This is a genomic window from Kitasatospora sp. UYEF31 (assembly GCF_057291755.1).
Map to the genome: position 1 here is coordinate 1 of NZ_JBXAWK010000065.1, position 24,150 is coordinate 24,150.

The following is a 24,150-nucleotide window of genomic DNA, read 5'->3' on the forward strand; positions in this document are numbered from 1 at the left end:
GGTCGGGAACGTCACCCCACGTAGTCACCGAAACGGACAAACCTCCGCTCACGCTGGCTCAGTGGCGGGTTTCGCGCGTATGTCCTCCGACCCTCTGTCACAGCGGCCACCCGCCTCGACCACGCTGACTGAACGTAACTCGACGCAGGCCGCCTTCGGCGGGTAGCGAATGCTCCGTCGGCTAGGAGGTGGGTCAAGGGATATGGGAGGTTTTCGGGCCGGGGCCACAGCCGACGGCGCTTGGCCTAGTTCAAGAAGGTGGGCTTTTCCGGCGGGTCGGTGATGCATTCGACGTTGGCGGGGTAGTCGCAGGCGCCTTCCGGGTCATAGTCGGGGTTGTAGCGTAGGTATTCCTCGCCCTCGCACCGCTCGTCGTCGCCGCAGGGCAGGCAGCTGAAGTCGGAGGCGTGGCCGTTGCTGCAGGTGATGAAGCGGGTGCAGTCGGATGGATGGACGTATTGTCCGTTGTCTTTGCCGGTGCAGTCGTAGTAGTCGATGAAGTCGATGATCTCGCGTACGGGTGCGGTCATGGCTGCTCCTTGACGGTGAGGGTGATGAGGTTGAGGACTTCGGTGGGGCCGTTGGCGGTCGGGGCGGCGATCCGGCCGGCGGAGTCAACCAGCACCGCGGTCGGGGTACCGCGGAGCCGGTAGGCGGACGCGACCTCAGTACCCGATTGCACGAGCATCCGATCGATGTGGTGCGCGCGGGCCCAGGTGCTGTTCCGGTCGAGGTCACCGGTGCCGATCGGCACCAAGGTGACTCGGTCGTGGGCACGCTCAGGTAGGCCGCGGGCAACGACCTGGCACGGCGCGCATGCCGGGCTCAGAAATATCAACACCACCGACTGGCCGGCCCCGGACAGGTCCCGCAGCGTGCTGCGACCCCCGTCGGTGCCGGGCAGGTCGAAGTCCGGTGCCGGGACGCCGACGGGCAGACCGCTGGGCTTGGGCCGCGGCTGGCGCAGTTCGATCACCTCGCGGCGCAGCCCGGCGATGGTGACCGCCTGCCGCACCTGCACCACGGCGAGGGCCACCAGCGCGGCGATACCCATCTCGTCGCCGACCGGCAGCCTGTCAGCCGGTCGAAAGTGTGTGCCCCACATCGCCGCCGCGACCAGCAGCGCGATACCGCCGTTGCGGACCAGCGTCACGCCACCGATCGGGGCGGTGCTCGTCGCCCCGAAACACGAGCAGCTCGGATGCCGACCTCGCCGCAACTGCACCCCGATCGACACGCTGAACCCGCACAGCAGCGCCAACGCCACCACCCCTGCGGCTACGGCGGTGGTCGGCGGCAGCACCCCGACCGCGACGATCAGTTCCGCCACGGGCAGCGCCCACGCGGCGGCGGACACGAACCGGACCGGCACACCGAAATCGGCCACTGCCTGCCGGGTCCCGGCGCGGTCGGCGAGTTTGCCCCACGCGGCCAAGCCGAACACCGCCGCCACCACCAGCCGCGCCAGCCAGACCGCGGCTGCCGTCAGCACACCAACACCACAGGCCTCCGAGACAACAGCGACCACTCCTAACGACAAGCGCACCGGACATGACGATTTTCACCTATCGCCTTGAATCGAAGCAAGGGGGTCAAGCCACCGACGAACACCTGCGCGGCGACGACCTCCCGTACGCGACCCGCACCGCCGCGGCGGTGCCGGACCTGACCCCACCATCCGGTGCCCGGTACGAAGAACACCGTCTCCTACGATGGCCTGATCGGTGTTTTCGGCAGCCTTTGAATGAGCCACTCCGACATGTTGATCATGAGCAGCGGGTGGGCTGGCGGCACAGGCAGAAGGGATGGTGATCGACACCGACCTGAACCCTCGGAACTGGCAGTTGATGCGCCGGGCCCGACAGGCCGACCCGGCCCGACCCGGCCGGGGATGCCGACCGCCGCGCAGCCGCTGACCTCGCTGACCCGGGGGTCTGACCGGCACCGGCGCGGAACGACAGTGACCGGCGCCAGCGCCAGCGCAGACGACTCCCGCACCAGCGGGTCGGCGTGGCAGCCGCGCCCGGTGATGTGCTCGCAGGCTAGCCACCTCTGGACCTGCGGGAAGTAGGCATCGTCGCCCGCGCCCATCTTGTCCAGCGTCTCTTCGTCGCCCACCAGCGTCAGCGGGAGCGGTCGAAGGAGGCCGGCGGGAGATGGGCGGGGTGTGCCGGATAGCAGCGGGGGCGGGTGCCGAAAGGGTGCCCGTCCCCGCTGCTGCTATGGCATCCTTTAACGTTGTTCTTTCGGCGAGAACTGCTGAGACACCGTCAAAAACCGAGTGACGGTCGACCAGCTGCGAACCGTACGCGATTCGGGTTTTCCGGCAGGGGGCCGATGTCGGTCGGACCGCCGCGGACTGCAAAGCCTTTGCGTCAGACGCAGTTCAGCGGACTGCAAAGCCTTTGCGTCAGACGCAGTTCAGCGGACTGCAAAGCCTTTGCGTCAGACGCAGTTCAGTGGTGCGTCGTCCGCCGCGGACGTGTCGATGGCCGCGGTCAGCCGGGTCAGGCGGTCGCGGAGGTCGATGATGTCGGCGGTCGCGAGGCCGGTCGCGGCGGCGATCTGATGGGGAATCAGCAACGCCTTCCCGCGCAGGGCCGTCCCGGCCGCGGTGGGGCGGGCCCTGACTGAGCGCTCGTCCTTGAGGCTGCGCTCGCGCTGTACGAGGCCGGCGGCTTCGAGGCGCTTGAGCAGGGGCGACAGGGTGCCGGAGTCCAGGCGCAGCTGTTCGCCGATCGTCTTGACCGGCAGTTCGCCGGACTCCCAGAGCACGAGCATGACGAGGTACTGGGGGTAGGTGAGCCCCAGGCCCTTGAGCGCGTCCCGGTAGAGCCCGTTGAAGGCGCGGGAGGCGGCGTTCAGGGCGAAGCAGATCTGGTTGTCCAGACGCAGGTATTCATCGTCGGGAGGGCTCGCGTTCATCTGCGCAGCGTAACATTCAGTTGTGCACAATCGAATTGTGTGATGTCATTCTGGGGCCGGGAGGTCGTAAGCCTCCCCGGCTACCGGCGTGTGCTCGAACCGATGAGAAGAGGTCTCCCATGACTGCCCTGTACACCGCTGTCGCCACCGCCACCCACGGCCGCGAAGGGCGGGCCGTGAGCTCCGACGGCAAGCTTGATGTACAGCTGGCCCCGCCGGCCGCGCTGGGCGGCAACGGCGAGGGCACCAACCCCGAGCAGCTCTTCGCGGGCGGCTACGCGGCGTGCTTCGCCAGCGCACTCGGTGTGGTGGCACGTGAAGCGAAGGTCGACACCAGTGACGTCGCGGTGACCGCCGAGGTCAGCATCGGCAAGGGCGAAGGCGGCTTCGACCTCGCGGTGGTCCTGCGTGTGGAACTGCCGGACACCATCGACGCCGGGGTCGGCCGGAAGCTGGTCGAGCAGGCGCACCAGGTCTGCCCGTACTCCCGGGCCACCCGCGGCAACATCCCGGTCGAGCTGGTCATCGAGTAACGCCCGCCCCGGAGCGCCGCACCCGTCATCAGCGCCCGCCCCTGACGTCACCCCCGCCGGGGCAGCTTCACCACGGTCACGAAGAACTCGTCGATCCGCCGGATCGCCGCCATGAACTGGTCGATGTCCACCGGCTTGGTGACGTAGGCGTTCGCGTGCAGCTTGTAGCTGCGCAGGATGTCCTCCTCGGCGGAGGAAGTGGTGAGGACGACCACGGGGATGTGCTTCAGGTCGTCGTCGGACTTGATCTGCTGCAGGACCTGCCGGCCGTCGTACTTGGGCAGGTTCAGGTCGAGGAGGATCAGGTCCGGGAGGTTGACTCCGGTGTACGCGCCGCGGCGGTAGAGGTAGTCCAGCGCCTCCAGGCCGTCGCGTACGACGTTCAGCGTGTTGCCGATCTTGTTGTCCTCGAAAGCCTCCCGGGTCATCAGCTCGTCCCCCGGGTCGTCTTCGACCAGGAGCACTTCGATCGGCTGCGGGGATTGCGTCGTCACGGGGTTCCTCCAAGGGCGGGTGCGGCTTCGGTGGTGGAGGCGCCGGCTGGTCCTTCCGCAGCTTCTTCTGCGGCGGGTTCCTCGGGGACGGGCAGCGTGAAGCAGAGCCGCGTGCCCCCGGTGTACTCGGTGTCGAGCCAGATCCGGCCGCCGTGGTACTCCACGATCTTCTTGCACATCGCCAGCCCGATCCCGGTTCCGCTGTAGGCGTCCCGGGCGTGCAGGCGCTGGAAGATGATGAACACCTTGTCGGCGAACTCGGCGGGGATGCCGATGCCGTTGTCGGCGACGCAGAACTGCCAACTGCCGTCCACCGGTTCGGGCGACCAGTCGATCCGTACGGCCGGAGCCCGGTCGGGATGCCGGAACTTGACGGCGTTGCCGATCAGGTTCTGCCACAACATGATCAACAAGGTCGGGTCGCCGGTCACCTCGGGCAGTTCCGCCGGGCGTTCGAACTGCGCGTCGGACTCCTCCACCGCCACGGCGATGTTGGCCAGCGCCTTGTCCACCGACTGGTCGAGCCCGACGCGTTCGCGTTCGTCGTACTGCCGTCCGACCCGGGAGAACGTCAGCAGGTCGTTGATCAGCACCTGCATGCGCTTGGCCCCGTCGACCGCGAAGGTGATGTACTGCACCCCGCGCTCGTCCAGTTTGTCCGCGTACCGCTTCTCGATGAGCTGGCAGAACGACGCGATCTTGCGCAGCGGCTCCTGGAGGTCGTGCGAGGCGACGTAGGCGAACTGCTCCAGTTCGGCGTTCGACCGGCGCAACTCTTCGGCCTGGGTCTCCAGTGCGGCCTGACTGTCCCGGGAGTCGTCCAGCGCCTCGACCATGCGCCGCCGCATCGCCTCGACGTCCCGGGCGACCTCGCGGATGTCGGCCGGTCCCTCGGCGGGGATCTCGTGCACGAATTCCCCGGCGGCCACCGTACGGGACGCGACGCGGAGGGAGTCGAGAGGCCTGGCGACCGTCCGCTGCAACAGCACGATCAGGATCACCCCCGTCAGCAGGAAGACGGCGAGCATCGCGCTGAAGGTCCAGTTACGCAGCGTGTCGACGCGGTTGAGCTCGTTGCGGGTGTCGGCCCGGGCCTTGTCGAGGTGGGCGTCGGCGACGTCGAACAGGGCGCGGATGTGGTCGAACGACTCCTTGGCCGCATTGCTCCGCGCGGGGTCGCGTGGTGTGCCGGGCGGCCGGGCGCCGTTGAGGATCGGTTCGATGAAAGCGTCGCGCCATTGCGCGACAGCGGACCGTACGTTGGCCAGGTCGGTTGCCAGCAGGTGGCGGTCACCGATGAGCTTGGTCAACTGTGCGGCGTGCGTCTCCTCAGCGGCCCGGCCGTCGGTGTAGGGCTGGAGGAACTGCTTGTCGCCGGTCAGAAGGTAACCGCGGACGCCGGTTTCCTGATCGAGCGCGGCGCTCTGCAGGTGGGAGGTCTCCGTACGCGCCGGGGCGATGTGGTCGGTCAGCTGGTCGGACACTTCCGTCGTACGGTTGAGCAGCGAGACGCCGATGCCGGCGCACACGAGCACGAGCACGACCATGGCCGCAACCATCAGGTTGAACCAGCCCTGCACGGTGAGACTGTGCTTCTTCACACCAAGGCTCATCGTTCCTCGTTCCACTGCAGGTGCACCACGGCGGTGTCGTCGGCGGACTGACTGTTCGTCACGGTGACGGCTTCGACGTCGGCGAGCAGACTGTCGAGGAAGACCGGCCCCGGCAAGCCGATGAGGCGGTGGGCGAGCCGCGTCAGCCCGTCTTCGCCGAGGCGGGTGGGACTGTCCTCGGACAGACGTCCTTCGAACAGACCGTCGGTGAACAGCACCAGTGCGCCACCGGGCGGCAGTTTCAGGTCGCCCTGTGGCCAGTGCACCCCGGGCAGCAGCCCGAGGGCCGGCCCGTGGACGGGCTCGGCGAGTTCCACCGAAGAAAGCGAGCGTACGAGCAACCCGGGGTGACCGGCCCGCAGCACCCGTACGGAAGAGCGGTCCGGGTTCATCGCCACCGACAGCACGGTCGCGAAGATCTCCGGACTCGACCGCTCGGCGACCAGGATGCGCTCCAGCTGGTGCAGCAGGTGCGGGCCGCTGATGCCGCTGAGGATCAGCGTCCGCCACGCGATGCGCAGGCAGACACCCAGCGCCGCTTCGTCCGGACCGTGCCCCGACACATCGCCGATGACCGCGTGCACGGTGCCGTCGTCGGCCTCCACCACGTCGTAGAAGTCACCGCCGAGCAACGCCGCGGCGCGACTGGGCAGATACCGGGCGACAACGGAAATGGGCGCGTCCTTCAGGAGTGGCACCGGCAGCAGCCCCCGCTCCAGGCGTGCGTTCTCCTGCGCCCGCAACCGCGAGACCTGCACGGAACCGGCGGCCAGCTCGGTCTGTTTACGCTGTACGGCGTACCTGACGGCCCGGCCCAGAAGTCCGGCGTCGACCAGGTCCTTGACCAGGTAGTCCTGCGCGCCCGCACCGACCGCCGCGAGCCCGGCCTGCTCCTCGGACATCCCCGTCAGCACCACCACCGCGGCGTCACCGGCCATGGCCAGCACCGCGTCCAGCGCCGAGAACCCTTGGGTGTCGGGAAGGTGCAGGTCGAGGAGTACGCACTGCTGCGCCTGCTCGGCCAGCACCTGGAGGGCCTCAGCGAGGGACCGCACCCACCGGAGTTGGGCGGACAGGCCACTGTCGGCCAGCAGTTCCTCCACCAACAGCGCATCCCCCGGGTCGTCCTCGACCAGGAGTATCGGGCCCAGTTGCTCCCGCACCGCTGTACGCCCCACGAGTTCCGTCACCATTGCTGCCTCTCCTACCGCACTGCGGGCGTCTTCCGCGCGGGTCTGAAATCTTCCTGCTGAAAGGCACGTCGTCGCCGAGGACCCCGACTCGACCGGTCAGCCGGGCGCACGGAGCGCACGGCCGTCGGGGCGCACGAAGCATAGCGAGAGGGTGCGGCGGCGTTTTCTGGGGTCCTGGCTGGATTTGGTGCTCTTTGCGGCGGAGTTCAGGATGGGGCGGGTGTGCTTCTCCTGACTTGTGTCCGCTCAGCGGCGGACAGCGCCGCGGGACCACCGGATTCGTACGGGGACCCCCGTGCCGCAGGCGTCGTCGGAGGTTACAGCCGCGGGCAGTTGCTCGCGCACGGGGTGGGCGCCGTCAGCGGGCAGGCCGCGGTGGCCGGTGATGCCGATGCGCACGGTGGGGTCCTCTGCCCGGGGTGCCGACCGTAAGACTGCCGGACAGTCCCGGGTTGACCGTCGGGTGGTGCGTAGCGGGAGCCGGCATCCAGTACCCGTTCGCCGAACCTCTGCGGGGACTCCGCGGGTACTCCGGCCGGGTGCCCGGCCCTGGCTGTTCCGGCACAAGGCCGAGGCCGTAAAGCGGTGGACAGCACCCCCGGTGCCGGGCGAGCATCTCCGCGATGACTAACGAACTTCTCCCCATCCCCAAACGTGTCCGCTTCGTCGAGCTCAGCGCCAAGGCGCTGCGGGCGCTTGCCGACGGTGACCTCGCCGGCGGCAGCGCCGAGGCCGGGGTCGCCCTTGACGAATACTTCGTCGGCGACCGGGCCCGCTGGATCTTCGGCTATCGCGCTGACCAGCTCGCCGGGGACCCGTCTGTCGCGCCCTGGATCGCGCGGGCCGCGGTGTCCGAGCCGGACGGGGCCGTCGTCGGCGACGCGGGGTTCCACGGGCCGCCGGACGAGGCCGGCATGGTCGAGGTCGGCTACACCGTCGCGCCCGGGTACCGCCGCCAGGGCTATGCCCGCGCCATGTTGACGGCGCTGCTCGTCAGGACCGCCGCCGAACCCGCTGTCAGGACCGTGCGGGCCACTGTCAGATCCGACAACAATGCCTCCCTGGCCACCATCGCGGGCTTCGGCTTCACGCGCGTCGGCGAACAGGGGAACGAGCGCGACGGGTTGGAGATCGTCTTCGAGGTCCCGGCAGACGCGATTCAGGCCGAGTAGCTTTACAACCACGTGCCGAAGCTGGCCTGACCACGCTATCGCCGCAGGTCAGGCTGCGGTCGGTGTCGGTATCGGTGTTGGTGTTGGTGTCGGTGTCGGTGTTGGCAGGACCCTGAAGCCCTTCTGACCGGGCAGCTTCGCCACGACCTTCGACGTGCTGCGCGGGAAGTCCCGGGCCCATTCGACCAGTTGACCGCCGTAGGCGCTGTCGCCCCACACCTGGGTGCCCCTTGGGATGAGTGCCCCTTGGGATGAGTGCCCCTTGGGATGAGTGCCCCTTGGGATGAGTGACCTTGGGATGGGTGACCCTCGACAATCTTGCCAACCGTACAGCGGACGAGACCACTCAACCTGCCGAGGCACTTTCTAGGGCACAAAGGGCAATTCTCCTACGACAAACGCCCACTCAGACCGGTCTGCCCAGGACAAGAGTCCACGACAGCCCGTGCGGCCCGGTGGCGGTGCCCAGGCCCGCCTGCGTCAGGCGGCAGTCCAGCAGGTTCTTCTCATGGATGCCACCGTCCATCCAGCCCTGCACCACAGCGGCCGCTGACTTCGGACCTTGGTGCAGGTTCTCCGCCCACGCGGACCAGCGGTAACCGGCGGCGGTGATCCGGGCGGCGGGGCCCCGGCCGGCCGGGTCGGTGTGGTCGAAGAAGCCCCGGGCCGCCATGTCCTGGGCGTGCCGCTGCGCAGCGGTGTGGAGGTTGGCGTCGACGCGGACGGGCCCGCATCCGGCCTTCCCGCGCTCCGCGTTGACCAGGTCCAGGAGTTGCGCTTCCGGGGTGGGGGCCGAGCGGGCGGGGCGGGGCGAGGGGGGCGGGCTGGAGGCCGTGGCGGTCGACGGGGCCGTGGTGGCGGCAGCGGAAGCTGCTTCGGTGGGAGTGGGTGGTGTCAGCGGCGCGGCCGTCGCGGGACTGGAGGGGGCGGTGACGACTTCGGCCGGTTTGTCGTCGGGCCACAGGAGGATGAGGGCGAGGGCGAGTACGGCCAGGGTCACCAGGGCCGCGGTGCCGGTGCGGGCGGGGTGGGTGGGGTGGGTGCGACGGCCCGGGGTGGAGGCTGCGACTGACGGCGTGTCAGTACTTGCGCCGGTCCCGTGGCCCGCGCCGGTCCCGCCGTCGGGGCGGACGCCGCTGTCAGGTCCGAACGTACCGTCAGGTCCGGACCCGCTGTCAGGGCGGATCCCACCGTCAGGTCCGAACCCACCGTCGGGACGGCGCCCGTCAACTGGGCTGACCCCTTCGGCCGGTCCCGCCGGACCCGCCGGACCGGTTGCTCCGGTTGCCCCGGTTGGATCGACGACCGGTCCGGAGAAGGCGGCCGAGCCCCCCGGCAGAGGAAACAGCATCGGGAGACCGGCGAGCAGCCGTTCCGCCGGGACCAGGTCCCGGCTGTACACCGCGCAGGACTCGCACGCGCGCACGTGCCGGGCTATCCGCTTGCGCCACAGGCCCGACGGGTTTCCGTCCCACCCCTGGAGCAACTCGGCCAGCCCGGCGCAGCGCGGCTCCGCCGCCAGCGCGCGCACCACACCGCGGGCGGCCTCGAGTTGGGTCTTCATCCGCTGGACGCGTACGGCGGTGTGCCGCGCGCCCAGGCCCAGCGCGTCGGTGAGCTCGCTGCGGGAGAGGTCACCTGCGGTTTCCAGCCACCAGAGCGCCAGTAGGGAGCGGTCGTCCTCGTCAAGCCAGCGGGTGGCCTCGGCGACCTCACGGCGCTGGCCGGACAGGCCGAGGCGGAGGATCGTCAGGCCGACGAAGTCCGCGCGGGGGTCGGACACGTCCCAGGTGGCGTCGAATCCGTACACCGTCTGCCGCTCCCCCGCGGCCCGGTCGCGTACCCGGTTCATCGCGATGGCCACCAGCCAGGACCGGAAGCTGGCCGGGTCGCGGAGGTCGCCGAGCCGGTCGAGCACGCGCAGCAGCGTCTCCTGCACCACGTCGTCGACGTCGGCGTGGCCGTTGAGGGCCCGGCCGACGACGTTGTAGACCAGGGGCAGCGCCGCGGCGATCAGGGCGTCGCGGGCCTCCGGGTCACCCGACCGCGCCGCCGCGGCGAGCGCTGTCATGTCGGGGGTCTGCTGGTGCATGTGCCGTCCTACCTGCCCTGTCCGGTGTCTGGTGCTTGTGGATCCGGTGGCCTGAGACTCTCCGCCCTGTGCGTTGGGGTCCAGCCAACTCCAGGCCCGGCCCTGCTTCGACGCCGGGGTTCCCGGGAGACAGACCACCCGGATCAGGCCGTCCACGGTGGACGGTCACCGGCGGACCGTCACCGGGCGCCGAAGTTCTGGGTCCACCAGGGCCCACCGGGGGCGGTGTGCACGCCGATGCCGATCTCCTTGAAGTTGCAGTTGAGGATGTTCGCGCGGTGGCCGGGGCTGTTCATCCAGGCCGTCATGACGGCTTCGGGGGTCTGCTGGCCGTAGGCGATGTTCTCGCCGTAGGTCTGCCACGAGTACCCGGCCTTGGTGATGCGGTCACCCGGGCCCTCCCCTTCGGGGCTGGAGTGGGAGAAGTAGTCGCGCGCGTCCATGTCCTGGCTGTGCTTGAGCGCGGCCGTACGCAACTGTGCGTTCTCGGTGACCGGCCCGCAGCCGTTCTTCCCGCGCTCGACGTTGACGATCCGGAGGACGTCCGCAGAGTAGGTCCCGGCTTTTCCGTCCGCCGCCGGAACGGTCGGCTTGCTGGTCGGCGCCGCAGCCGGAGTCGAGGTGCGGGGGGTGGGCTTGGCGGTCGTCCGGCTTGCCGACGGGGTGGCGCCCACCGCACTGCTCTGGACCGGTGTCGGGACCGCGGTCGAGGACGCCGGTCCGGTGGGCGGTCCGGTGGGCAGTCCGGGTATCGCGCTCTGGTCAGCGCCAGGTCCGGACCGGGCCAGACTGCTGCCCGGGTCCGTCGAGGCCGGTCCCGTGGGCGATCCGGTCGCTGAGGTGCCGGACGGGGCCCGGGTCCGGCCCGCGCTCTCGTGCTTGGTCCTGTCGCCGGAGTCGCCCACCAGGACGACGCCCACGACGATTGCGGCGGCGGTGACCGCGGCGGTCGTCACGCCGACGACGGGGCCGCGGCGGGGCGCCCGACGCCGCTGTCCCCGCCGCCCGCCTCCGGCACCGGTACGGTGCCGGGCGCCACCCGCCCCGTGGCCGTCCGACGGCTCCACTGTTCCAGGCCCGTTGTCCACTGGTTTGCCTCTCCCGACGATGGCGGCCCGTTGCGGGCCGACACTAAGGAGACCGATTCAAGACAGGGGGATAACAGAAAGCCCCAAAAAACTTCGAACAGATTTTCCAGGGCCACCACTCGGGTCAGTCGCCTGCCGCCACCCCGAACCACCGTCATCGGGACATACAGCTGATGCCACATACCCGACCGGATGTCGGCTCTCGCATGGCGAGAGTTGGACCTCACCAGCGATCAGATCGAAGCCTCGTCGGTCAGCGAAGGCACGGCGCACGGACGGAGGACCATGAGTGAGTCTTCCAAGGTCGCCACCATGGCAAAGGGGAACCGGTCGAGCTCAAGACAGAGTGCGACGTCATCGGGGTGGACTCCTTGACGCACACCCTGCGCCAGCTCGGCGGCGGCGCGCGACTCGCCCGCGCGGCGGAGGAACTCAGCTGCATCCGTCCCAGCCCCGGTGGCCCTGCGAGCGATGTATTGAGCGCACGCCAGATCTTCATCGGCGTGCCCGTCCTCGCCAGTGACCACGAACGTGACACTGTCGCACTCGCGTGTCCGCAAGAGCCGGGCCGTTGCTTCCGCCACCACGAAGCTGGCGCACAGCACCAGCGACGCCTCCTTGACCGCAAGCGCGCCGACCGTCCCTGCCGTGGTCTTCTGCACAACGGTCCGTCCGCCAAGGTCGATAGACCGCAGCAGGCCCGGCGAGTTGACGGTGTCGAACCCGGGCGCGGGCGGACCGTCCTTGAGCGCCGCCCAATCCGGGTGGCGAGCCTTGAGCGCCAGGGCTGCGTCCAGCGACTCAGCAAGAACGATCTTTTCCGCCCCCTGGGCGAAGGCCCAGGCGGCCACCGTGAACGCACGCATGACGTCGACTACGACCGCCACGGACGGGGCTTCAACCAGCTCAGCGAATCCAACGAAACGAGTGTTCATCCGGTCATGATCACGTATGCCCGACCCGAAGCGTCCGGGCAGTGCTCTGTGTCACCTCGACGGTACGGGACTTCACAAGGCGGCGGCTTCCGCCTCGCGTAGTTCGGCCAGGAGTTGGCGCTGCCCGGCGAGCAGGTCGGTGAGGATCCGCCGCGCGGCCCGCATCAGGTCCGCGACGTCGCCGCCCGCCAGCCGGTAGACCACCGTCGAGCCGTCCCGTTCGGAGATGACGATGCCCGAGCGCCGGAGCACCGCGAGTTGCTGGGAGAGGTTCGACGGTTCGACCTCGATGGCCGCGAGCAGGTCGCGGACCGGCTTCGGTCCGTCCTGGAGCAGTTCGAGGACGCGGATGCGGACCGGGTGCCCGAGCATCCGGAAGAACTCCGCCTTCGCTTGGTACAACGGAACCGGCACGGTCCTCAGCCTCATTCCCGCTTGAACGACCGTGGAGCGACCGCCGGCGCAGCTGAAAACCGTACGCGAAAAGGCCGTCAAACCACCCCCATCAACACCACCCCGACGAACGTGCCGCCGATGCCGAACAGTTGCGCGGTGTTCAGGCGTTCCTTGTCGATCCATCCGGCGAGCGCGGCGGTGACGACGGGATAGAGGGACGCGAGCACGGAGACCACCGGTAGCAGGCCGCTCTGCGTCGTAAAGGCGTAGAGGAGGTTCGCGACCATGTCCCCGGCGCCGATCGCCAGGGCGCACACGGTCTGGGTGGTGGTCCAGCCGGGGGCCTCGGACGCTTCGCCGCGCTGGGTGACGATGAGGATGGCGGCGATGAGCCCTACGTACGCCAGGCGTTGGCCCAGCAGCGTCTGGGTGACGTGGTGGTCGCTGCCCATCGCGATGGCGATGAGGACGACGCCGAAGCCGACGGCGGCGATCGCGGCGAGCCCGGCGGCGCGACGTGCCGGGGAGGCGGGGGTTTTCTGACCCGCTGCCGACGGGTCGGTGGTCTGGTCTGTGCTGTGGTCTGTCGTCAGGCCGGTGGTCTGTCCGGTAGCCCGGCCTGCGGTCCGGACCGCGGTCTGGCCGGAAACAGCAAAGGATTTCGTACGGTTTTCAGCCGGTTCCGCGCGACTCCCGGTGCGCAGTTCCGGTGCCACAGCCAGGACCGTGCCCACGGCGGCGAGCAGCAGCCCGCCGAACTGGAGGGGTGCGGGGACCTGGCCGCGCAACACTCCGTACAGCACGGGGATCGCCACCGAGGTGGCGGCGATGGGTGCGACGACGGCCATCCGGCCGATGGCCAGCGCGCGGTAGAACGCGCCGAGCGCGACGACTCCGGCCGCCCCGGCGACCGCACCCCAGCCCAGGGCGCCGGTGTCCCAGTCGCCGGGGTGACCGGCCATCACGATGGTCAGCATGCCGGCCAGCGCGGCGGACTGCGCGACGAAGATGACCTGGTAGGTGGGCAGGCGGCGGGACAGTTTCCCGCCGACGAAGTCCGCGCTGCCCCACAGCACGCTGGAGAGCACTCCCAGAAAGACGATCACAGCTCTCCTCCCCGGCGGGCACCGGATATTTCGCGCCAGTTCATGACGGATCAATACGATGACCTGGACAGAGCAATCTGACGATCAATAAGGTCACTGTAGTAGCACTCCCGGTGCACCACAGTGCACTAGAGGAGCGGGAAGGACCAGAGTGAACAGAGCAGACACCGCAAACCGGGTCATCGCTCAGAACGTCCGGACGATGCGTACGGCACGCGGCTGGACCCTCGACACGCTCGCGGCCCGCGCCGCGGTCAGCAAGGGAATGCTCGTCCAGATCGAACAGGTGCGCACCAATCCGAGCATCGCCACGCTGTGCCGCCTTGCCGACGCGCTGGGCGTCTCCCTGGCGCAACTGGTCGAGACGACCAACACCCCGTCCGTACGGGTGGTCAAAAACGGTGACGCCACAGACCTCTGGCTGGGGAAGCCGGGCAGTGCGGGACGACTCCTGGTCGGTTCCGAACTGCCGACCGCGCTGGAGATGTGGGACTGGGACCTCGCTCCGGGCGACGGCTACGCGGGCGAGGCGCACAGTCCCGGCAGCCGCGAGATCGTCTACGTCCTCGCCGGACGGCTGACGCTGAGCGTGGGGGCCGAGGACATCGACCTGGGCGTACGCGACGCGGCGGTCTTCGCCGCGGACACCGCCCACGCCTACCGCAACGACGGAGACGAGACGGTCCGTTTTGTCATGGCCGTCACCCAGCCCGAGGTCGCACTCCCCTGACAGCACAGAACTGAGAAGGAGTACGTGTCATGCCGCAGGTGCTCGTCGTGAACCCGCCCAACTCCAACACGGTCCTGGACGGAGCGACCTGTACGGTCACCCGCCCCGAAGACCACACGGACTGGTCCGATTTCCCGCACCTGGGGGCCCTGACGCTCGCCTCCGCGCTGACCGCCGTGCCGGGGATCACGCCCGTCTACCTCGACGGGACCGTGGTCCCCTGGCCTACGGTCCTGCGGTACATCGAGGACAACGCCGGTGACCTGCTCGCCGTGTGCGTCAGCGCGCTGACCGCCACGTATGAGGCGGGGCTGGCGATCCTCGCGCACGCCAAGGCCGTCCGGCCCGCGATCCGTACCGTCGTCGGAAACGACCACTTCAGCGCGCTGACCACCCAGTGCCTGACGCACAACCACGACCTCATCGACTTCGGCTTTGGCGGCAACGAGGTCATCGGCCCGTTCCGGACGCTCATCGACGACCTCCACCGCGGACAGCTACGAGACGTCTCGTCTTACCCGGGCATGGCCGTGTGGGAGGACGGGGCGATACGCACCGTCGCGCAGGCACCCGAACCGCTTTTCACCGAACTGCGCTACGACCTCGTCGACGAAGTGTTCGAGCACGGCACGCACTACCGGGACAACTTCCAGTCGCGGGTTTCCCCCAGGCTGCACGACATGCTCGGCGTGAAACTGAACGCCGGGATGCCGGTCGAGATCGGCCGCGGCTGCATCAAGTTCCGCCGCAACGACGCCTGTTCGTTCTGCTCGATCCAGTTCGGGGGCATGTGGAAGAACGCCGTCGAAGGCCCGCAGGCCGCCTGGCGCACCATCGAGCAGGCGCACCGCAACGGCTTCGACTACCTCTACCTCACCGCCGACGAACTCCCGCTGACCTTCGGCAACCTGCTGCGCGGCATGCGCGAGGACAAGCCCGACTGGTGGACGGCCCTGAGTGAGGACGAACGCCCGGTCCTGGTCGGCTACGCCCGCGCCGACGGCCTGTCCGACCCGCGGCGCGCGCAGGCCCTGCGGGACATCGGCGTACGGCAGCTGATGGTGGGCCTCGACGCCGGATCGCCGATCTCGCTGGCCGCGATGAACAAGCCGCTGTCGCCGCTCAAGGGCGGCGACCCGGCCTACCGTGCCGAGCGGATGTTCGAGCACAACGTCCAGGCGATGCGCACGGCCCGCGACCAGGGGCTCCTCCTCAAGGTCGGCTTTGTCATCGGACACATAGGTATGACACCTGACCTCCTGGCGGACAATCTGGCGTCGATGCGTGCCCTGGTCGACGCCGGGCGCGGGGCGATCGCGTCGCTGGACGTGGAGGTGCTGTCGCCGGAACCGGGCTCGATGGACTACCGCTACCTGACGGAGCCGGAGACGGCTTCCGCCGCGGGGCTGCGCCTGGGTCTGGAGTTGCCCGTGGAGTCCGCGCGACGCGACATCGCCGGGCACTGGGCGCCGCGGGACGTCATCGACCGGGAGGCGGCGATGGGCGACTACGTCGACGCGGTGATGCCCGGGCTGACGCTGGCGGACCTGGCGGTGGCGCGGGGCGGGTTGCGGGAGTACGCGAAGGGGGCGGGGGTCACCGTCGGCGAGTGAGCGGCCGGACCTGCCCGACGGTGACCCCGGCGTACCGGGCGGTGTCGTCGGGCGGAGTCCTCCCCGGTGCGACGCAGGCCTCCTGCCGGGTCCGGCCGTCCGGCTTGGGCATGCCCCCACAGATCCTGCCCGTCGGCGGAGGTGCTCGCATCCGCGCTGTCCTACGGCATGACCAAGGGCGTGCTGCAGCAGTTCGACCGCCTGGTCGACCTGCCGCCCCGGCTGGGCCGACGAGGCCGGGCACCGGGCCGCCCGGCCGGTTCGGCCCCGATCGTGAGAACTTCGGGCCAGGTCACTCGGACAGTTCCGCCCCGATCGTGAGAACTTCGGAGACGAGCGTACGGATTTCAGCCTCCGTCGTCAGATGGCTGCACACCGACGCCCGCAGGGCCAACGTCTCCCCCACCCGCACCGTCGCCAGGAACGCCCGGCCGCGCTCCTGGAGCCGGCGGGCCAGCTCAGCGGTGTCGGCCGTGCCCGTGTAGCGGAAGCACGTGATCGCCCACGGCCCGCCGGCGACGAGTTCAAGGTGCGAACTGCCGGCGATCAGCTCCCGGAGCAGCGCGGTCCGTTGGAGATACTGCTCAAGCAAATCCACCACCCCGGACCGGCCGAGCTGGTGCAACACAGCCCACAGCGCGAGTACCCGGCCGGCGGGGCGGGTCAGCTCCAGCGTGTACTCCGACAGCCATGGCCACTCGTCGTTCCCGTCGAGATACGACGCCTTGAGCGAGAACGCGGCCCGCAGCCGGTCCGGATCGGTCACCAGCGCCGCGCCGCACCCGATCGGCACGTTGAGGGTCTTGTGCGGGTCGACGGTCAGCGAATCGACGTCGCCGATACCGGCGTAGTAGTCGGCGAGTTTGGGATGCGCCGCCCCGAGCCCGCCGTACGCGCCGTCGACGTGGTGCCACATCCCGAACTGCCGGCACACAGCCGTGATTTCCTCCACCGGGTCGATTGCCCCGGTGGCTGTGGAGCCCACCGTTGAAACCACGCAGAACGGCAGCAGCCCATTCCGTACATCGTCGTCAAGGGCCGCACGCAGCGCCGCAGGATCCAGCCGTCGCGCTTCGTCCACGGCGACGGTCCGCAGTTGTGACGCGGCAAGTCCCAATGTCTGTACGGTTTTTCCCACGCTCATGTGCGTGTCCCCGGACTGGTAGCAGACCAATCGCGCCTGCGCCGCGCCGTACGCGGGGCCGTCCGACGCGCCCATCTCCGTGAGGAACCAGGTCCGGGCCGTCGCCAGGCAGAGCAGGTTCGCCAGCGAACCGCCGCTGGTCAGGACACCGCCGGTGCGCGACGGCAGACCCGCCAGCTCGGCCAGCGCCCGTACCGCGCCGCGTTCCATGTCCACCAGCGCGTGTTCACCCATTCCGCAGCTCGGGTTCAACGCCGCCGCGACCATCTCAGCGATGATCCCGACCGGGGCGGGCGCACTGTTGATCCACCCGAAGAACGCCGGATGCCCGTTGCCGCACGGATACGGGGCGACCTCCCGGTCGAGGAAGTCGAGGAATTCCGGTACGGGTCTACCCGTGGGTCGCAGTGGGGAGCCGGCCAGCGCCCGCCGCTGTTCGTCACTCCGGGTCCGCACAACCGGCCCGTCCTGTACCTGCTCCAGATAGTCGGCGACCCAGTGCGCGGCACTGACCAACTGTTCCCGGAAGTCGGCGGCGCCCAGGGCGAGCGGCCCGGAAAGTTGGGTCGCTGGGTTGTCCGGGCAGAGCTGAAAGGCGGTCATGTTCATCCTCGATCGAGCAACCAAAAGGGTGGATAAATGCCTGTACGGGTACTTCCGACGCGCAGCATAGGGGCGTTCCGGAAGGCTTATGTCAGGGATTCCACCGAGTGGCGCAATTGCCTGATGAACGGTCAGGTCGAACCTGCCGGCGGTGCGGATTACCGTGAAGTCATGAGCCTTTTGACCTACGACCGTTACTGCGCCGAGAGGACCGTACGGACCCGGGCGACGGAACCGCTCACCGACGAGGACTTCCGGGACCTCTCCCCGTACCCGGACGAAGACCCCGCCGTACTCGGCCTCTGGCTCGCCGAAGGCGCCGCACAACTGGCGGACACACTGCGCGCAGCCGGGCCCGACACACAGTTGTGGACCCCGGTCCCCGGCGGGAACACGCTGTTCTACGCCCGCAGATTCACCCACGAAACGGCCCTCCACCGGGCTGACACGGCCCTGGCCCTCGGAGGGGAGTTCATCCTCGACGAGGAGATCGCCGCCGACGCCTTCGACGAGTGGATGGAGCTCGGTTCACTGCCGGTGCACTTCGAGGTCCACCCCCGGATGCGCGAACTGCTCGGCCCGGGCCGCACCCTCCACTTCCACGCCACCGACACCGCGCCGGAAGCCGCGGCGGAGTGGGTGGTCGACCTCACCGGTGACACCATCGTCTGGCGCCGCGCGCACGAGAAGTCCGCAGTGGCCGTGCGCGGACCGCTGACCGAGCTGCTGCTGGTCGCCTACCGAAGGCGGCCGGTAGACAGCGAGGGAATCGAGGTCTTCGGCGACGCGGAGCTGCTCGCCTTCTGGCTGGACCGGGTCAGTTTCGGGTGATCCGTGGGAGCCGGGCGCCCGGTCCGTGCGCAGTCGGCCTCAGGCCGTGTTGCCAGCGGCAGCCCGGGCGCGGGCCCGTTCGATCTCGTTGATGTGCGTCTCCGCCCGCTCCCCCAGGGCCGAGACCGGGCCGGCGAGGCCACGGCCGAGGTCCGCACCCTGGCCCTACCCCTACAGTGCCGGGGTCCGCGCCGTGGATCTGGCTTCGCACGCGTTGCCACTGAACCTGTCCGGACTCCTGGACCGCGAGCACCGGGTGCAGGTGATCCCGTTCCCGGCAGGGGACCGACTGCTGCTGTACACCGACGGTGTCACCGAGACCCGCGACGGCGACGGCGAGTTCTACCCGCTCCTCGACCCCGTTACCGTCGGTGTCCAGCAGCGCGAAGTGCAGCCGGAGCCGGTCTTGTGCTGCTTTCCGGCCGGACCCGGACCAACGACGGGGGCGACGAACCGCCGGAGCATGGCACGCTCGTCGGCCTCGTCACGGCCGGGCATGGCGAGCAGGGAGAGGATGACGCGGACCAGCCAGCGGGCCCGGTCTGACAAATCGTCAGAAACATGGTCCGTGCGGAGGAAGGCAACGCACAGCGACTCGATCACCTCAGACGTACGGGCGAGTTCTACGGTGGCGCCTTTGCCGTCCAGCGTGAACCAGGCCGCGAGCACGGGAGTTTCGCGTACGGTGCGCACCGCGGCGAGGACCGTCTCGGTGAGCTGGTCGGCCGGATCGTCGTACGTCCCGGTCTCGGTGAGGACGGCCGTGGCGACGCGCCGGGCCTCGCGGTGCATGTACGCGGTCTTCAGCGCGTTCCGGTTTTCGAAGTAGCGGTACAGCGTCGCTCGCGAACACCCGGCGGCGGCAGCTCCGAGGCAGTGGTGCGGGCCGAACCCGAACGCGACGTGCTGGTGCCCGGTACGCGCGATGTCCAACGAGTCGGGATCGGGCCCGAATTCGCGCGGGTCGCGGTTTGCCGATCCGTACAGCAGGAGGACCTTGCGGCCTTCGGGGATGGTTCTGCCGTGCAGGGTCACATTGGCGGTTACGGTACGGGCCAGCGCCTGCACGGGTGACGCCAGACGCAGGAACTCCTCCACCGCGCGCGGGATCAGCTCCGGGTGGTCGGCCAGGGCCTGGCGCTCCCCGGGGTGCGCGGTGAAGTAGTCGAACAGCCCGGCGACCGCCTCAGTCGCCGCCAACGGGTCCCCGGCGGCGTTGGCGGCGACGATCTGGTCGGTCCAGGTGTCGAACCGGCTGCGGTCGGCCCCGTCGATGCCGAGGTAGTGCGCGACCACAAAACTCGGCAGCGGCTTGAACAACTCGGCGACGATGTCGACTTCCCCGGGACCGCCTGCTCCGGCGATGTGGTCGAGCCGGTCCCGGACGAACCACCGCGCCTGCGGCTCGATCGCCTCCACCCGGCGTGGGGTGAAGCCCTTGGTGACCAGCATCCGGAAGTCGGTGTGCTCGGGCGGGTCCAGCATCACCATCGGCGCGGCCTCGTCCAGGCCGATCGCTTCCATATCGCCGTAGGTGAACGTCAGCCCCTTCCGCGAGGAGTACACCTCCGGATTCCGCAGCGCGTGGGCGACGTCGGCGAAGCGGGACAGCACCCAGTAGTCGCCGTCCGCGACATGGTGCACCGGATCGTCGTCGCGCAGCGTCGCATACATCCCGTAGGGATCCCGCCAGGACTCGGCACTGCCGGGCTGCCGGGCTGCCGGAACCGTCTGGCTGCCGTCGAGACCACTCTCAGCGAGGCGGGCTGAAGGACCAACGGACCACACATCCGGCGCGAAGCCTGCACCGTCGTCCCCCGCGGACACACCGAACACCTCCAAGACGACGCCGATCCCGGAGGAGGGGCCGAACTGGGCGAGCTGCTTGGCCTTGCGCTCGCGGCCGCGCTGGGTGGTCTGGACCATGACCGCGTCCGTGGCCAGCCGGTCGGCGGTGGTGGCCGGGCGCGGCAATCGACATCGCAGGTAGCGGGGATTCTCACTCAGACCATGGGCGACAAGCTCAACGCTTGCGGGCCAGGGTGACTCCGTCGGCCATCGGGAGCATGGACAGGTCGACCCGCTGGTCGTTCAGCAGCACCAGGTTGACGTTGCGGACGCCCAGGGTGTCGGCGTCCTGGACGGCGGGGTCGACGACGCGCCCTGACCAGAGGGTGTTGTCGAGGACGATCAGGCCGCCCTGCCTGGTCAGGGTGAGCGAGAGCTCGTAGTACTGCGGGTAGTGGGCCTTGTCTGCGTCAATGAAGACCAGGTCGAACGACTCCGGTCCGCGTTCGGCGAGCAGTTGGTCCAGGGTGGCCACTGCGTCGCCCAGGCGCAGGTCGATCCGGTCCTCGACGCCGGCGCGCTGCCAGGCGCGGCGGGCAACGGCGGTCCATTCCTCGCTGATGTCGCAGGTGATCAGCTTTCCGTCGGCTGGCAGTGCCTGGGCCATGCGTAGGGTGCTGTAGCCGGTGAAGGTGCCGATCTCCAGGACGGTGCGGGTTTGGGTGAGTGCGATCAGCAGGGCCAGGAACTGGGCCTCCTCGGGGAGGATCTGCATGATGCAGTCCGGCAGTGCGGCGGTCTCGGCGCGCAGGTCGGCCAGCACCTGGTCCTCCCGCAGCGAGAGCTCCCGCACGTAGTTGAGGAGTTCGGGGGTGAAGTCGATCTGGTCACGCATGCTGGCTCCTTGCCATGGTTGGGACGGTGGTGGTGGCGGGCTGTTCGGGGTGCCAGGCGCGTGCCGGGCCGTAGCGGCGGGCGGTGGTTCCGGTCTCGTAAGGCAGCGCCGGGGCGGCCTGGACCAGTTCCATCTGCATGCCCCAGGGGGTGCGGAAGTAGAGCCACCGGTTGCCCGCGATGGGTCCCTCGGTGATGGTCCGGGGCGTGCCGAGCAGTTCGACGCCCGGCTGCCGGGCGAGGTAGTCGGCAGCCGCGTCGATGTCGGTGACATGGATCGCCAGGTGGTGGCCGCCCCAGTCGCTGTTGGCGGGCAGGGACTGCCGCTGGTCCGGGGCGTCGTAGCCGAAGAGCTCCAGGTTGGTGACCGGGCCGAGCCGCAGCATGGCGATATGCGCGACGGCCCTGGGGTGCACGCCAAGCTGATGACTCAGCAACTGCCCGACGGGGTCCTGGATGGGACCCTCCCGGTAGAGGAGTTCGGCGCCGAGGACCTCGGTGAAGAAGGCCACCGCCCGGTCGAGGTCGGGGACCGTGTAGGCGATGTGGTCCACATTGGTGGCGCCCGGAAGCATTCCCGGGCGCCCGAGCGGATCCGCGCCGGGGTGCCGCTCCGTCATGAGGCCACGGGTAGGCGGCGCGGCATGCCTGCGGTGAGGAGCGGGGGAGCAACCGCGACCAGCACCAGCTCCATGCCGTCCGCGCCCGCGCGGAGCCTGGTGCGGCTGTTGAGGGTGCAGGCGGCGAGGCTGTCGCGGCTGAGTGCGGCGGTTGTGCCGTCCTGGTGCAGCAGGTGGCCGTCGCCGTTGACGACGAACCAGATCTCCTCGGTGCCGGCCCGGCCGCGGTGGCCGATCTCGGCGTCCGGAGCCAGCAGCACGTGGTCGACGGCCTCGGTCTCGGAGAAGAAGAAGCCGCGCCTGGCCAGCGAGCGGCTGCTCTTGTCCGGGGCCCCGTCCTTGAGGGTGCGGACGGTGTCCTCGACGGTGGTGACGATCATGCGGAGGCCGCCGGAACCATCAGGCTGGCGTGGAAGTAGCGCAGCTCGGCGGTGCCCGCGGTGACGGTGAGCGAGCCGCCCAGCGGCAGGGTCACCGAGGTGCCGGGGGCGAGGTCCACCAGGGTGGCGCCGGCCCGTGCGGTGCCGGTGCCGTCCAGGACGAACAGGGTGTGCTCGCGGTCGGCGGCCGACAGCGTCTCCTGCTGCGCGGCGGTCAGGGTGACCACTCGGGCGGTGCGCAGCGGTCCTGTCAGCAGGGTCGACAGGTCGACCTCACCTTGTTCGGCCAGGTCGATGATGGTGGCGGTCACGGTGGCGGTGGCCGTAGCGGTGGTCATGAGGTCCCCTCCGGGGTGGTTGCGGTGGCTGCGCCGGTGCCGACCAGGGCCCGGGCGGTGTCGGGGCCGAAGACCTCGATGACCAGCCAGTTGAGGTCCTGGTCGCCGAGGTTGCGGAACTGGTGCCGGGTGCCGAGTCCGTTGACGACCAGGTGGCCGGGGCGGATCTTGTGCGGCACGTCGTTGAGGAGGATCTCCCCTTCGCCGGAGATGACGAAGTAGAGCTCCTCGGTTCGGGTGTGGCGGTGCTCCCCGCAGACTGCTCCGGCCGGCAGTGAGGCCCATTCGATGGCCTCCCAGGTCCCGGCCAGGCCGAGCCTGCGGGCCAGGCACTTCCAGCGGGCGACATCCGCCCCGCCGTGCATCGCGTGCACGGCAGAGGCACCGTCCACGTCGGCGACCATCAACTCGTCAGACATGATGTGACGTTTCTTCTTTCGTGTAGGAACGCGGTTGCGACCAGTACTTCCGCGTCGTCGACGTCGTCGACGAACTTGGCGGTGCCGATGCCGGTGGGCAGTGGCATCCGCTGCCTGCCGTCGCGGTGACGCACGGTGTCGGCAAGTGCTTCGCGCAGCAGTTCGGGCCTGCACACGTCATGGGTGGACGGCAGCCCCAGTGCGGCCGTGACGGCCAGCACCCGGTCCCGGTCATGGGCCCCGAGCAGTCCGCGCTGCCAGGCCAGGACGGTGGTCAGCGCCATGTCCAGGGCCACCGCCTCGCCGTGCAGCAGGGCGGGCAGGGCGTGCATCTCCAAGGTCGGGCTGAAGGTGTGCCCGTAGTCGACGGCGCGCTCCAGCCGGGCCTCCCACAGGTTGGGCTCCAGCTCGGCGAGCATGCCGCCGATGGCCCGGCGCAGCACGTCGTCAGCGGCTTGCGCACCGGTCGCGGTCCTGCCCTGGAACCGTTCGGCGCGCAGCAGCGGGCCGTGCATCTCCAGGGCCTCGAACAGGGTCCGGTCGAGCACCAGGCCGATCTTGAGGATCTCGGCGAGCCCGTTGCAGACCTGCCGGTCCGGCAGGGTCGCCAGGAACCCCGGGTCAACCAGGGTGAGTGCGGGCGGGAAGTAGGTGCCGAGGCGGTTCTTGTGGCCGCCGTGGTTGACGCCGGTCTTCGCTCCGACGGAGGCGTCGACCTGGCCGATGAGGGTGGTGGGGACCTTGATGTGGGGCAGGCCCCTGCGGTAGAGGCTGCAGGCGAATCCGACGATATCGGTCAGGACGCCGCCGCCTACTGCGATGACGGGTTCCCGGCGCCGCAGCAGCCGGTGGAAGTCGAAGGCGTTCACGACCCGGAGCATCGACTCGATGCTCTTGTTCTCCTCGCCGGGCTCCAGCACCACCCACTGGACGTCGATCGCGTGGGCGGCGAAGTAGGCGCGCAGCCGGTCGCCGTACAGAGCCTCGACGGTGGTCTCGGTGACCAGGCACCGCCGGGCCGGCCCGTCCTGTCCGGTGGTGCGGCCCGCCCGGGCGAGGGTGTCGTTGGCCGGGTCCAGCAGCCCGCGGCTGAGGCTGACCTCGTACTCAACAGCCTGCTGAGAACGTACTTCCCAGTACGCCTCCCCGCTCGGCGCTGTCGTGGACGGCGTGCCCCTGGAAAGGGCTTCAGGCATGGGGGTGGTCTTTCGCTGGTAGGGAACTGGAAAAGGCAAAAAGAGAC

Annotated in this window: 25 protein-coding genes and 1 pseudogene; 6 read left to right on the forward strand and 20 right to left on the reverse strand. The window is 69.5% G+C overall.

Going from position 1 to position 24,150, the window contains the following annotated elements; genetic code table 11:
• Positions 1–245: 245 nt before the first annotated feature.
• The 3 genes from AC0Z36_RS24975 to AC0Z36_RS24985 all read right to left on the reverse strand — a co-directional run bounded on the left by AC0Z36_RS24975 (position 246) and on the right by AC0Z36_RS24985 (position 2,925).
• Positions 246–530 carry a chitin binding peritrophin-A domain-containing protein gene (locus AC0Z36_RS24975; RefSeq protein WP_485465291.1) on the reverse strand — a complete coding sequence of 95 codons (285 nt, stop codon included), beginning with the start codon at positions 528–530 and terminating at the stop codon, positions 246–248.
• Positions 527–1,492, reverse strand: coding sequence for a MauE/DoxX family redox-associated membrane protein (locus AC0Z36_RS24980; RefSeq protein WP_485465292.1), 966 nt, complete (start codon positions 1,490–1,492; stop codon positions 527–529). The genes AC0Z36_RS24975 and AC0Z36_RS24980 overlap by 4 nt, the downstream gene beginning before the upstream one ends.
• A 953-nt stretch (positions 1,493–2,445) precedes the next feature.
• A complete protein-coding gene (locus AC0Z36_RS24985) occupies positions 2,446–2,925 on the reverse strand; it encodes a MarR family winged helix-turn-helix transcriptional regulator (RefSeq protein WP_485465293.1) in 480 nt (159 codons plus the stop codon).
• A gap of 119 nt (positions 2,926–3,044) precedes the next feature.
• Here AC0Z36_RS24985 and AC0Z36_RS24990 point away from each other — a divergent pair, with 119 nt between their 5' ends.
• Positions 3,045–3,458, forward strand: coding sequence for an organic hydroperoxide resistance protein (locus AC0Z36_RS24990; RefSeq protein ID WP_485465294.1), 414 nt, complete (start codon positions 3,045–3,047; stop codon positions 3,456–3,458).
• 47 nt (positions 3,459–3,505) lie between these two features.
• On the opposite strand, the gene AC0Z36_RS24995 is transcribed toward AC0Z36_RS24990, so the two are convergent.
• From AC0Z36_RS24995 to AC0Z36_RS25010, 4 genes are all read right to left on the reverse strand, one after another.
• Positions 3,506–3,952 (reverse strand): response regulator, encoded by a 447-nt coding sequence (locus AC0Z36_RS24995; RefSeq protein ID WP_485465295.1) that lies wholly within the window; start codon positions 3,950–3,952, stop codon positions 3,506–3,508.
• Positions 3,949–5,565, reverse strand: coding sequence for a sensor histidine kinase (locus AC0Z36_RS25000; protein WP_485465296.1), 1,617 nt, complete (start codon positions 5,563–5,565; stop codon positions 3,949–3,951). The genes AC0Z36_RS24995 and AC0Z36_RS25000 overlap by 4 nt, the downstream gene beginning before the upstream one ends.
• Positions 5,562–6,758, reverse strand: coding sequence for a PP2C family protein-serine/threonine phosphatase (locus tag AC0Z36_RS25005; RefSeq protein WP_485465297.1), 1,197 nt, complete (start codon positions 6,756–6,758; stop codon positions 5,562–5,564). Before AC0Z36_RS25005 ends, AC0Z36_RS25000 begins: the two co-directional genes overlap by 4 nt.
• Positions 6,759–7,004: 246 nt before the next feature.
• On the reverse strand, positions 7,005–7,157 hold the full coding sequence (locus AC0Z36_RS25010) for a hypothetical protein (protein WP_485465298.1): 153 nt from the start codon (positions 7,155–7,157) through the stop codon (positions 7,005–7,007).
• 224 nt (positions 7,158–7,381) lie between these two features.
• On the opposite strand from AC0Z36_RS25010, the gene AC0Z36_RS25015 reads away from it, so the two are divergent.
• Entirely contained in the window at positions 7,382–7,930 is a 549-nt protein-coding gene (locus AC0Z36_RS25015; RefSeq protein WP_485465299.1) for a GNAT family N-acetyltransferase, read from the forward strand.
• A 406-nt stretch (positions 7,931–8,336) separates the two neighbouring features.
• Here AC0Z36_RS25015 and AC0Z36_RS25020 read toward each other — a convergent pair whose 3' ends face one another.
• The 5 genes from AC0Z36_RS25020 to AC0Z36_RS25040 all read right to left on the reverse strand — a co-directional run bounded on the left by AC0Z36_RS25020 (position 8,337) and on the right by AC0Z36_RS25040 (position 13,547).
• A complete protein-coding gene (locus tag AC0Z36_RS25020) occupies positions 8,337–10,022 on the reverse strand; it encodes a sigma-70 family RNA polymerase sigma factor (RefSeq protein WP_485465300.1) in 1,686 nt (561 codons plus the stop codon).
• Positions 10,023–10,201: 179 nt separating this feature from the next.
• Positions 10,202–10,978 carry a CAP domain-containing protein gene (locus AC0Z36_RS25025; RefSeq protein WP_485465301.1) on the reverse strand — a complete coding sequence of 259 codons (777 nt, stop codon included), beginning with the start codon at positions 10,976–10,978 and terminating at the stop codon, positions 10,202–10,204.
• 365 nt (positions 10,979–11,343) lie between these two features.
• Positions 11,344–12,045: a 2-phosphosulfolactate phosphatase gene (locus AC0Z36_RS25030; RefSeq protein ID WP_485465302.1), complete on the reverse strand. Its 702-nt coding sequence runs from the start codon at positions 12,043–12,045 to the stop codon at positions 11,344–11,346.
• A gap of 72 nt (positions 12,046–12,117) precedes the next feature.
• Positions 12,118–12,459, reverse strand: coding sequence for an ArsR/SmtB family transcription factor (locus AC0Z36_RS25035; protein ID WP_485465303.1), 342 nt, complete (start codon positions 12,457–12,459; stop codon positions 12,118–12,120).
• A 77-nt stretch (positions 12,460–12,536) separates the two neighbouring features.
• Positions 12,537–13,547 carry an EamA family transporter gene (locus tag AC0Z36_RS25040; protein WP_485465304.1) on the reverse strand — a complete coding sequence of 337 codons (1,011 nt, stop codon included), beginning with the start codon at positions 13,545–13,547 and terminating at the stop codon, positions 12,537–12,539.
• A 151-nt stretch (positions 13,548–13,698) separates the two neighbouring features.
• Here AC0Z36_RS25040 and AC0Z36_RS25045 point away from each other — a divergent pair, with 151 nt between their 5' ends.
• Positions 13,699–14,277 (forward strand): helix-turn-helix domain-containing protein, encoded by a 579-nt coding sequence (locus AC0Z36_RS25045; RefSeq protein WP_485465305.1) that lies wholly within the window; start codon positions 13,699–13,701, stop codon positions 14,275–14,277.
• A gap of 29 nt (positions 14,278–14,306) precedes the next feature.
• Positions 14,307–15,890 carry a B12-binding domain-containing radical SAM protein gene (locus AC0Z36_RS25050; RefSeq protein ID WP_485465306.1) on the forward strand — a complete coding sequence of 528 codons (1,584 nt, stop codon included), beginning with the start codon at positions 14,307–14,309 and terminating at the stop codon, positions 15,888–15,890.
• A 292-nt stretch (positions 15,891–16,182) separates the two neighbouring features.
• Here AC0Z36_RS25050 and AC0Z36_RS25055 read toward each other — a convergent pair whose 3' ends face one another.
• Complete coding sequence (locus tag AC0Z36_RS25055) at positions 16,183–17,637, reverse strand: pyridoxal phosphate-dependent decarboxylase family protein (RefSeq protein WP_485465307.1); 1,455 nt, start codon at positions 17,635–17,637, stop codon at positions 16,183–16,185.
• 171 nt (positions 17,638–17,808) lie between these two features.
• Here AC0Z36_RS25055 and AC0Z36_RS25060 point away from each other — a divergent pair, with 171 nt between their 5' ends.
• Positions 17,809–18,468: a maleylpyruvate isomerase N-terminal domain-containing protein gene (locus tag AC0Z36_RS25060; protein ID WP_485465308.1), complete on the forward strand. Its 660-nt coding sequence runs from the start codon at positions 17,809–17,811 to the stop codon at positions 18,466–18,468.
• 91 nt (positions 18,469–18,559) lie between these two features.
• Positions 18,560–18,760, forward strand: a pseudogene (locus AC0Z36_RS25065) (hypothetical protein); the annotation flags it as partial.
• Positions 18,761–18,810: 50 nt separating this feature from the next.
• Here AC0Z36_RS25065 and AC0Z36_RS25070 read toward each other — a convergent pair.
• The 7 genes from AC0Z36_RS25070 to AC0Z36_RS25100 all read right to left on the reverse strand — a co-directional run bounded on the left by AC0Z36_RS25070 (position 18,811) and on the right by AC0Z36_RS25100 (position 24,103).
• Positions 18,811–20,394, reverse strand: coding sequence for a cytochrome P450 (locus tag AC0Z36_RS25070; protein WP_485465309.1), 1,584 nt, complete (start codon positions 20,392–20,394; stop codon positions 18,811–18,813).
• Positions 20,395–20,491: 97 nt separating this feature from the next.
• Complete coding sequence (locus tag AC0Z36_RS25075; protein ID WP_485465310.1) at positions 20,492–21,151, reverse strand: O-methyltransferase; 660 nt, start codon at positions 21,149–21,151, stop codon at positions 20,492–20,494.
• A complete protein-coding gene (locus tag AC0Z36_RS25080) occupies positions 21,144–21,770 on the reverse strand; it encodes a VOC family protein (RefSeq protein WP_485465311.1) in 627 nt (208 codons plus the stop codon). Before AC0Z36_RS25080 ends, AC0Z36_RS25075 begins: the two co-directional genes overlap by 8 nt.
• The gene (locus tag AC0Z36_RS25085) at positions 21,767–22,150 is read right to left on the reverse strand and encodes a hypothetical protein (protein ID WP_485465312.1); all 384 of its coding nucleotides are present in this window, start codon (positions 22,148–22,150) and stop codon (positions 21,767–21,769) included. Before AC0Z36_RS25085 ends, AC0Z36_RS25080 begins: the two co-directional genes overlap by 4 nt.
• Entirely contained in the window at positions 22,147–22,488 is a 342-nt protein-coding gene (locus AC0Z36_RS25090; protein ID WP_485465313.1) for a cupin domain-containing protein, read from the reverse strand. Before AC0Z36_RS25090 ends, AC0Z36_RS25085 begins: the two co-directional genes overlap by 4 nt.
• A complete protein-coding gene (locus tag AC0Z36_RS25095) occupies positions 22,485–22,907 on the reverse strand; it encodes a cupin domain-containing protein (protein WP_485465314.1) in 423 nt (140 codons plus the stop codon). The genes AC0Z36_RS25090 and AC0Z36_RS25095 overlap by 4 nt, the downstream gene beginning before the upstream one ends.
• Positions 22,892–24,103 (reverse strand): sedoheptulose 7-phosphate cyclase, encoded by a 1,212-nt coding sequence (locus tag AC0Z36_RS25100; RefSeq protein ID WP_485465315.1) that lies wholly within the window; start codon positions 24,101–24,103, stop codon positions 22,892–22,894. Before AC0Z36_RS25100 ends, AC0Z36_RS25095 begins: the two co-directional genes overlap by 16 nt.
• Positions 24,104–24,150 lie beyond the last annotated feature (47 nt).

Coding starts and splice junctions, on each gene's coding strand:
- AC0Z36_RS25070 (WP_485465309.1), bottom strand. CDS start 20,394: ATGGTCCAGACCACCCAGCGCGGCCGCGAGCGCAAGGCCAAGCAGCTC.
- AC0Z36_RS25005 (WP_485465297.1), bottom strand. CDS start 6,758: ATGGTGACGGAACTCGTGGGGCGTACAGCGGTGCGGGAGCAACTGGGC.
- AC0Z36_RS24985 (WP_485465293.1), bottom strand. CDS start 2,925: ATGAACGCGAGCCCTCCCGACGATGAATACCTGCGTCTGGACAACCAG.
- AC0Z36_RS24990 (WP_485465294.1), top strand. CDS start 3,045: ATGACTGCCCTGTACACCGCTGTCGCCACCGCCACCCACGGCCGCGAA.
- AC0Z36_RS25055 (WP_485465307.1), bottom strand. CDS start 17,637: ATGACCGCCTTTCAGCTCTGCCCGGACAACCCAGCGACCCAACTTTCC.
- AC0Z36_RS25015 (WP_485465299.1), top strand. CDS start 7,382: ATGACTAACGAACTTCTCCCCATCCCCAAACGTGTCCGCTTCGTCGAG.
- AC0Z36_RS25075 (WP_485465310.1), bottom strand. CDS start 21,151: ATGCGTGACCAGATCGACTTCACCCCCGAACTCCTCAACTACGTGCGG.
- AC0Z36_RS25020 (WP_485465300.1), bottom strand. CDS start 10,022: ATGCACCAGCAGACCCCCGACATGACAGCGCTCGCCGCGGCGGCGCGG.
- AC0Z36_RS25095 (WP_485465314.1), bottom strand. CDS start 22,907: ATGTCTGACGAGTTGATGGTCGCCGACGTGGACGGTGCCTCTGCCGTG.
- AC0Z36_RS25090 (WP_485465313.1), bottom strand. CDS start 22,488: ATGACCACCGCTACGGCCACCGCCACCGTGACCGCCACCATCATCGAC.
- AC0Z36_RS24975 (WP_485465291.1), bottom strand. CDS start 530: ATGACCGCACCCGTACGCGAGATCATCGACTTCATCGACTACTACGAC.
- AC0Z36_RS25060 (WP_485465308.1), top strand. CDS start 17,809: ATGAGCCTTTTGACCTACGACCGTTACTGCGCCGAGAGGACCGTACGG.
- AC0Z36_RS25085 (WP_485465312.1), bottom strand. CDS start 22,150: ATGATCGTCACCACCGTCGAGGACACCGTCCGCACCCTCAAGGACGGG.
- AC0Z36_RS25030 (WP_485465302.1), bottom strand. CDS start 12,045: ATGAACACTCGTTTCGTTGGATTCGCTGAGCTGGTTGAAGCCCCGTCC.
- AC0Z36_RS25080 (WP_485465311.1), bottom strand. CDS start 21,770: ATGACGGAGCGGCACCCCGGCGCGGATCCGCTCGGGCGCCCGGGAATG.
- AC0Z36_RS25100 (WP_485465315.1), bottom strand. CDS start 24,103: ATGCCTGAAGCCCTTTCCAGGGGCACGCCGTCCACGACAGCGCCGAGC.
- AC0Z36_RS25050 (WP_485465306.1), top strand. CDS start 14,307: ATGCCGCAGGTGCTCGTCGTGAACCCGCCCAACTCCAACACGGTCCTG.
- AC0Z36_RS25000 (WP_485465296.1), bottom strand. CDS start 5,565: ATGAGCCTTGGTGTGAAGAAGCACAGTCTCACCGTGCAGGGCTGGTTC.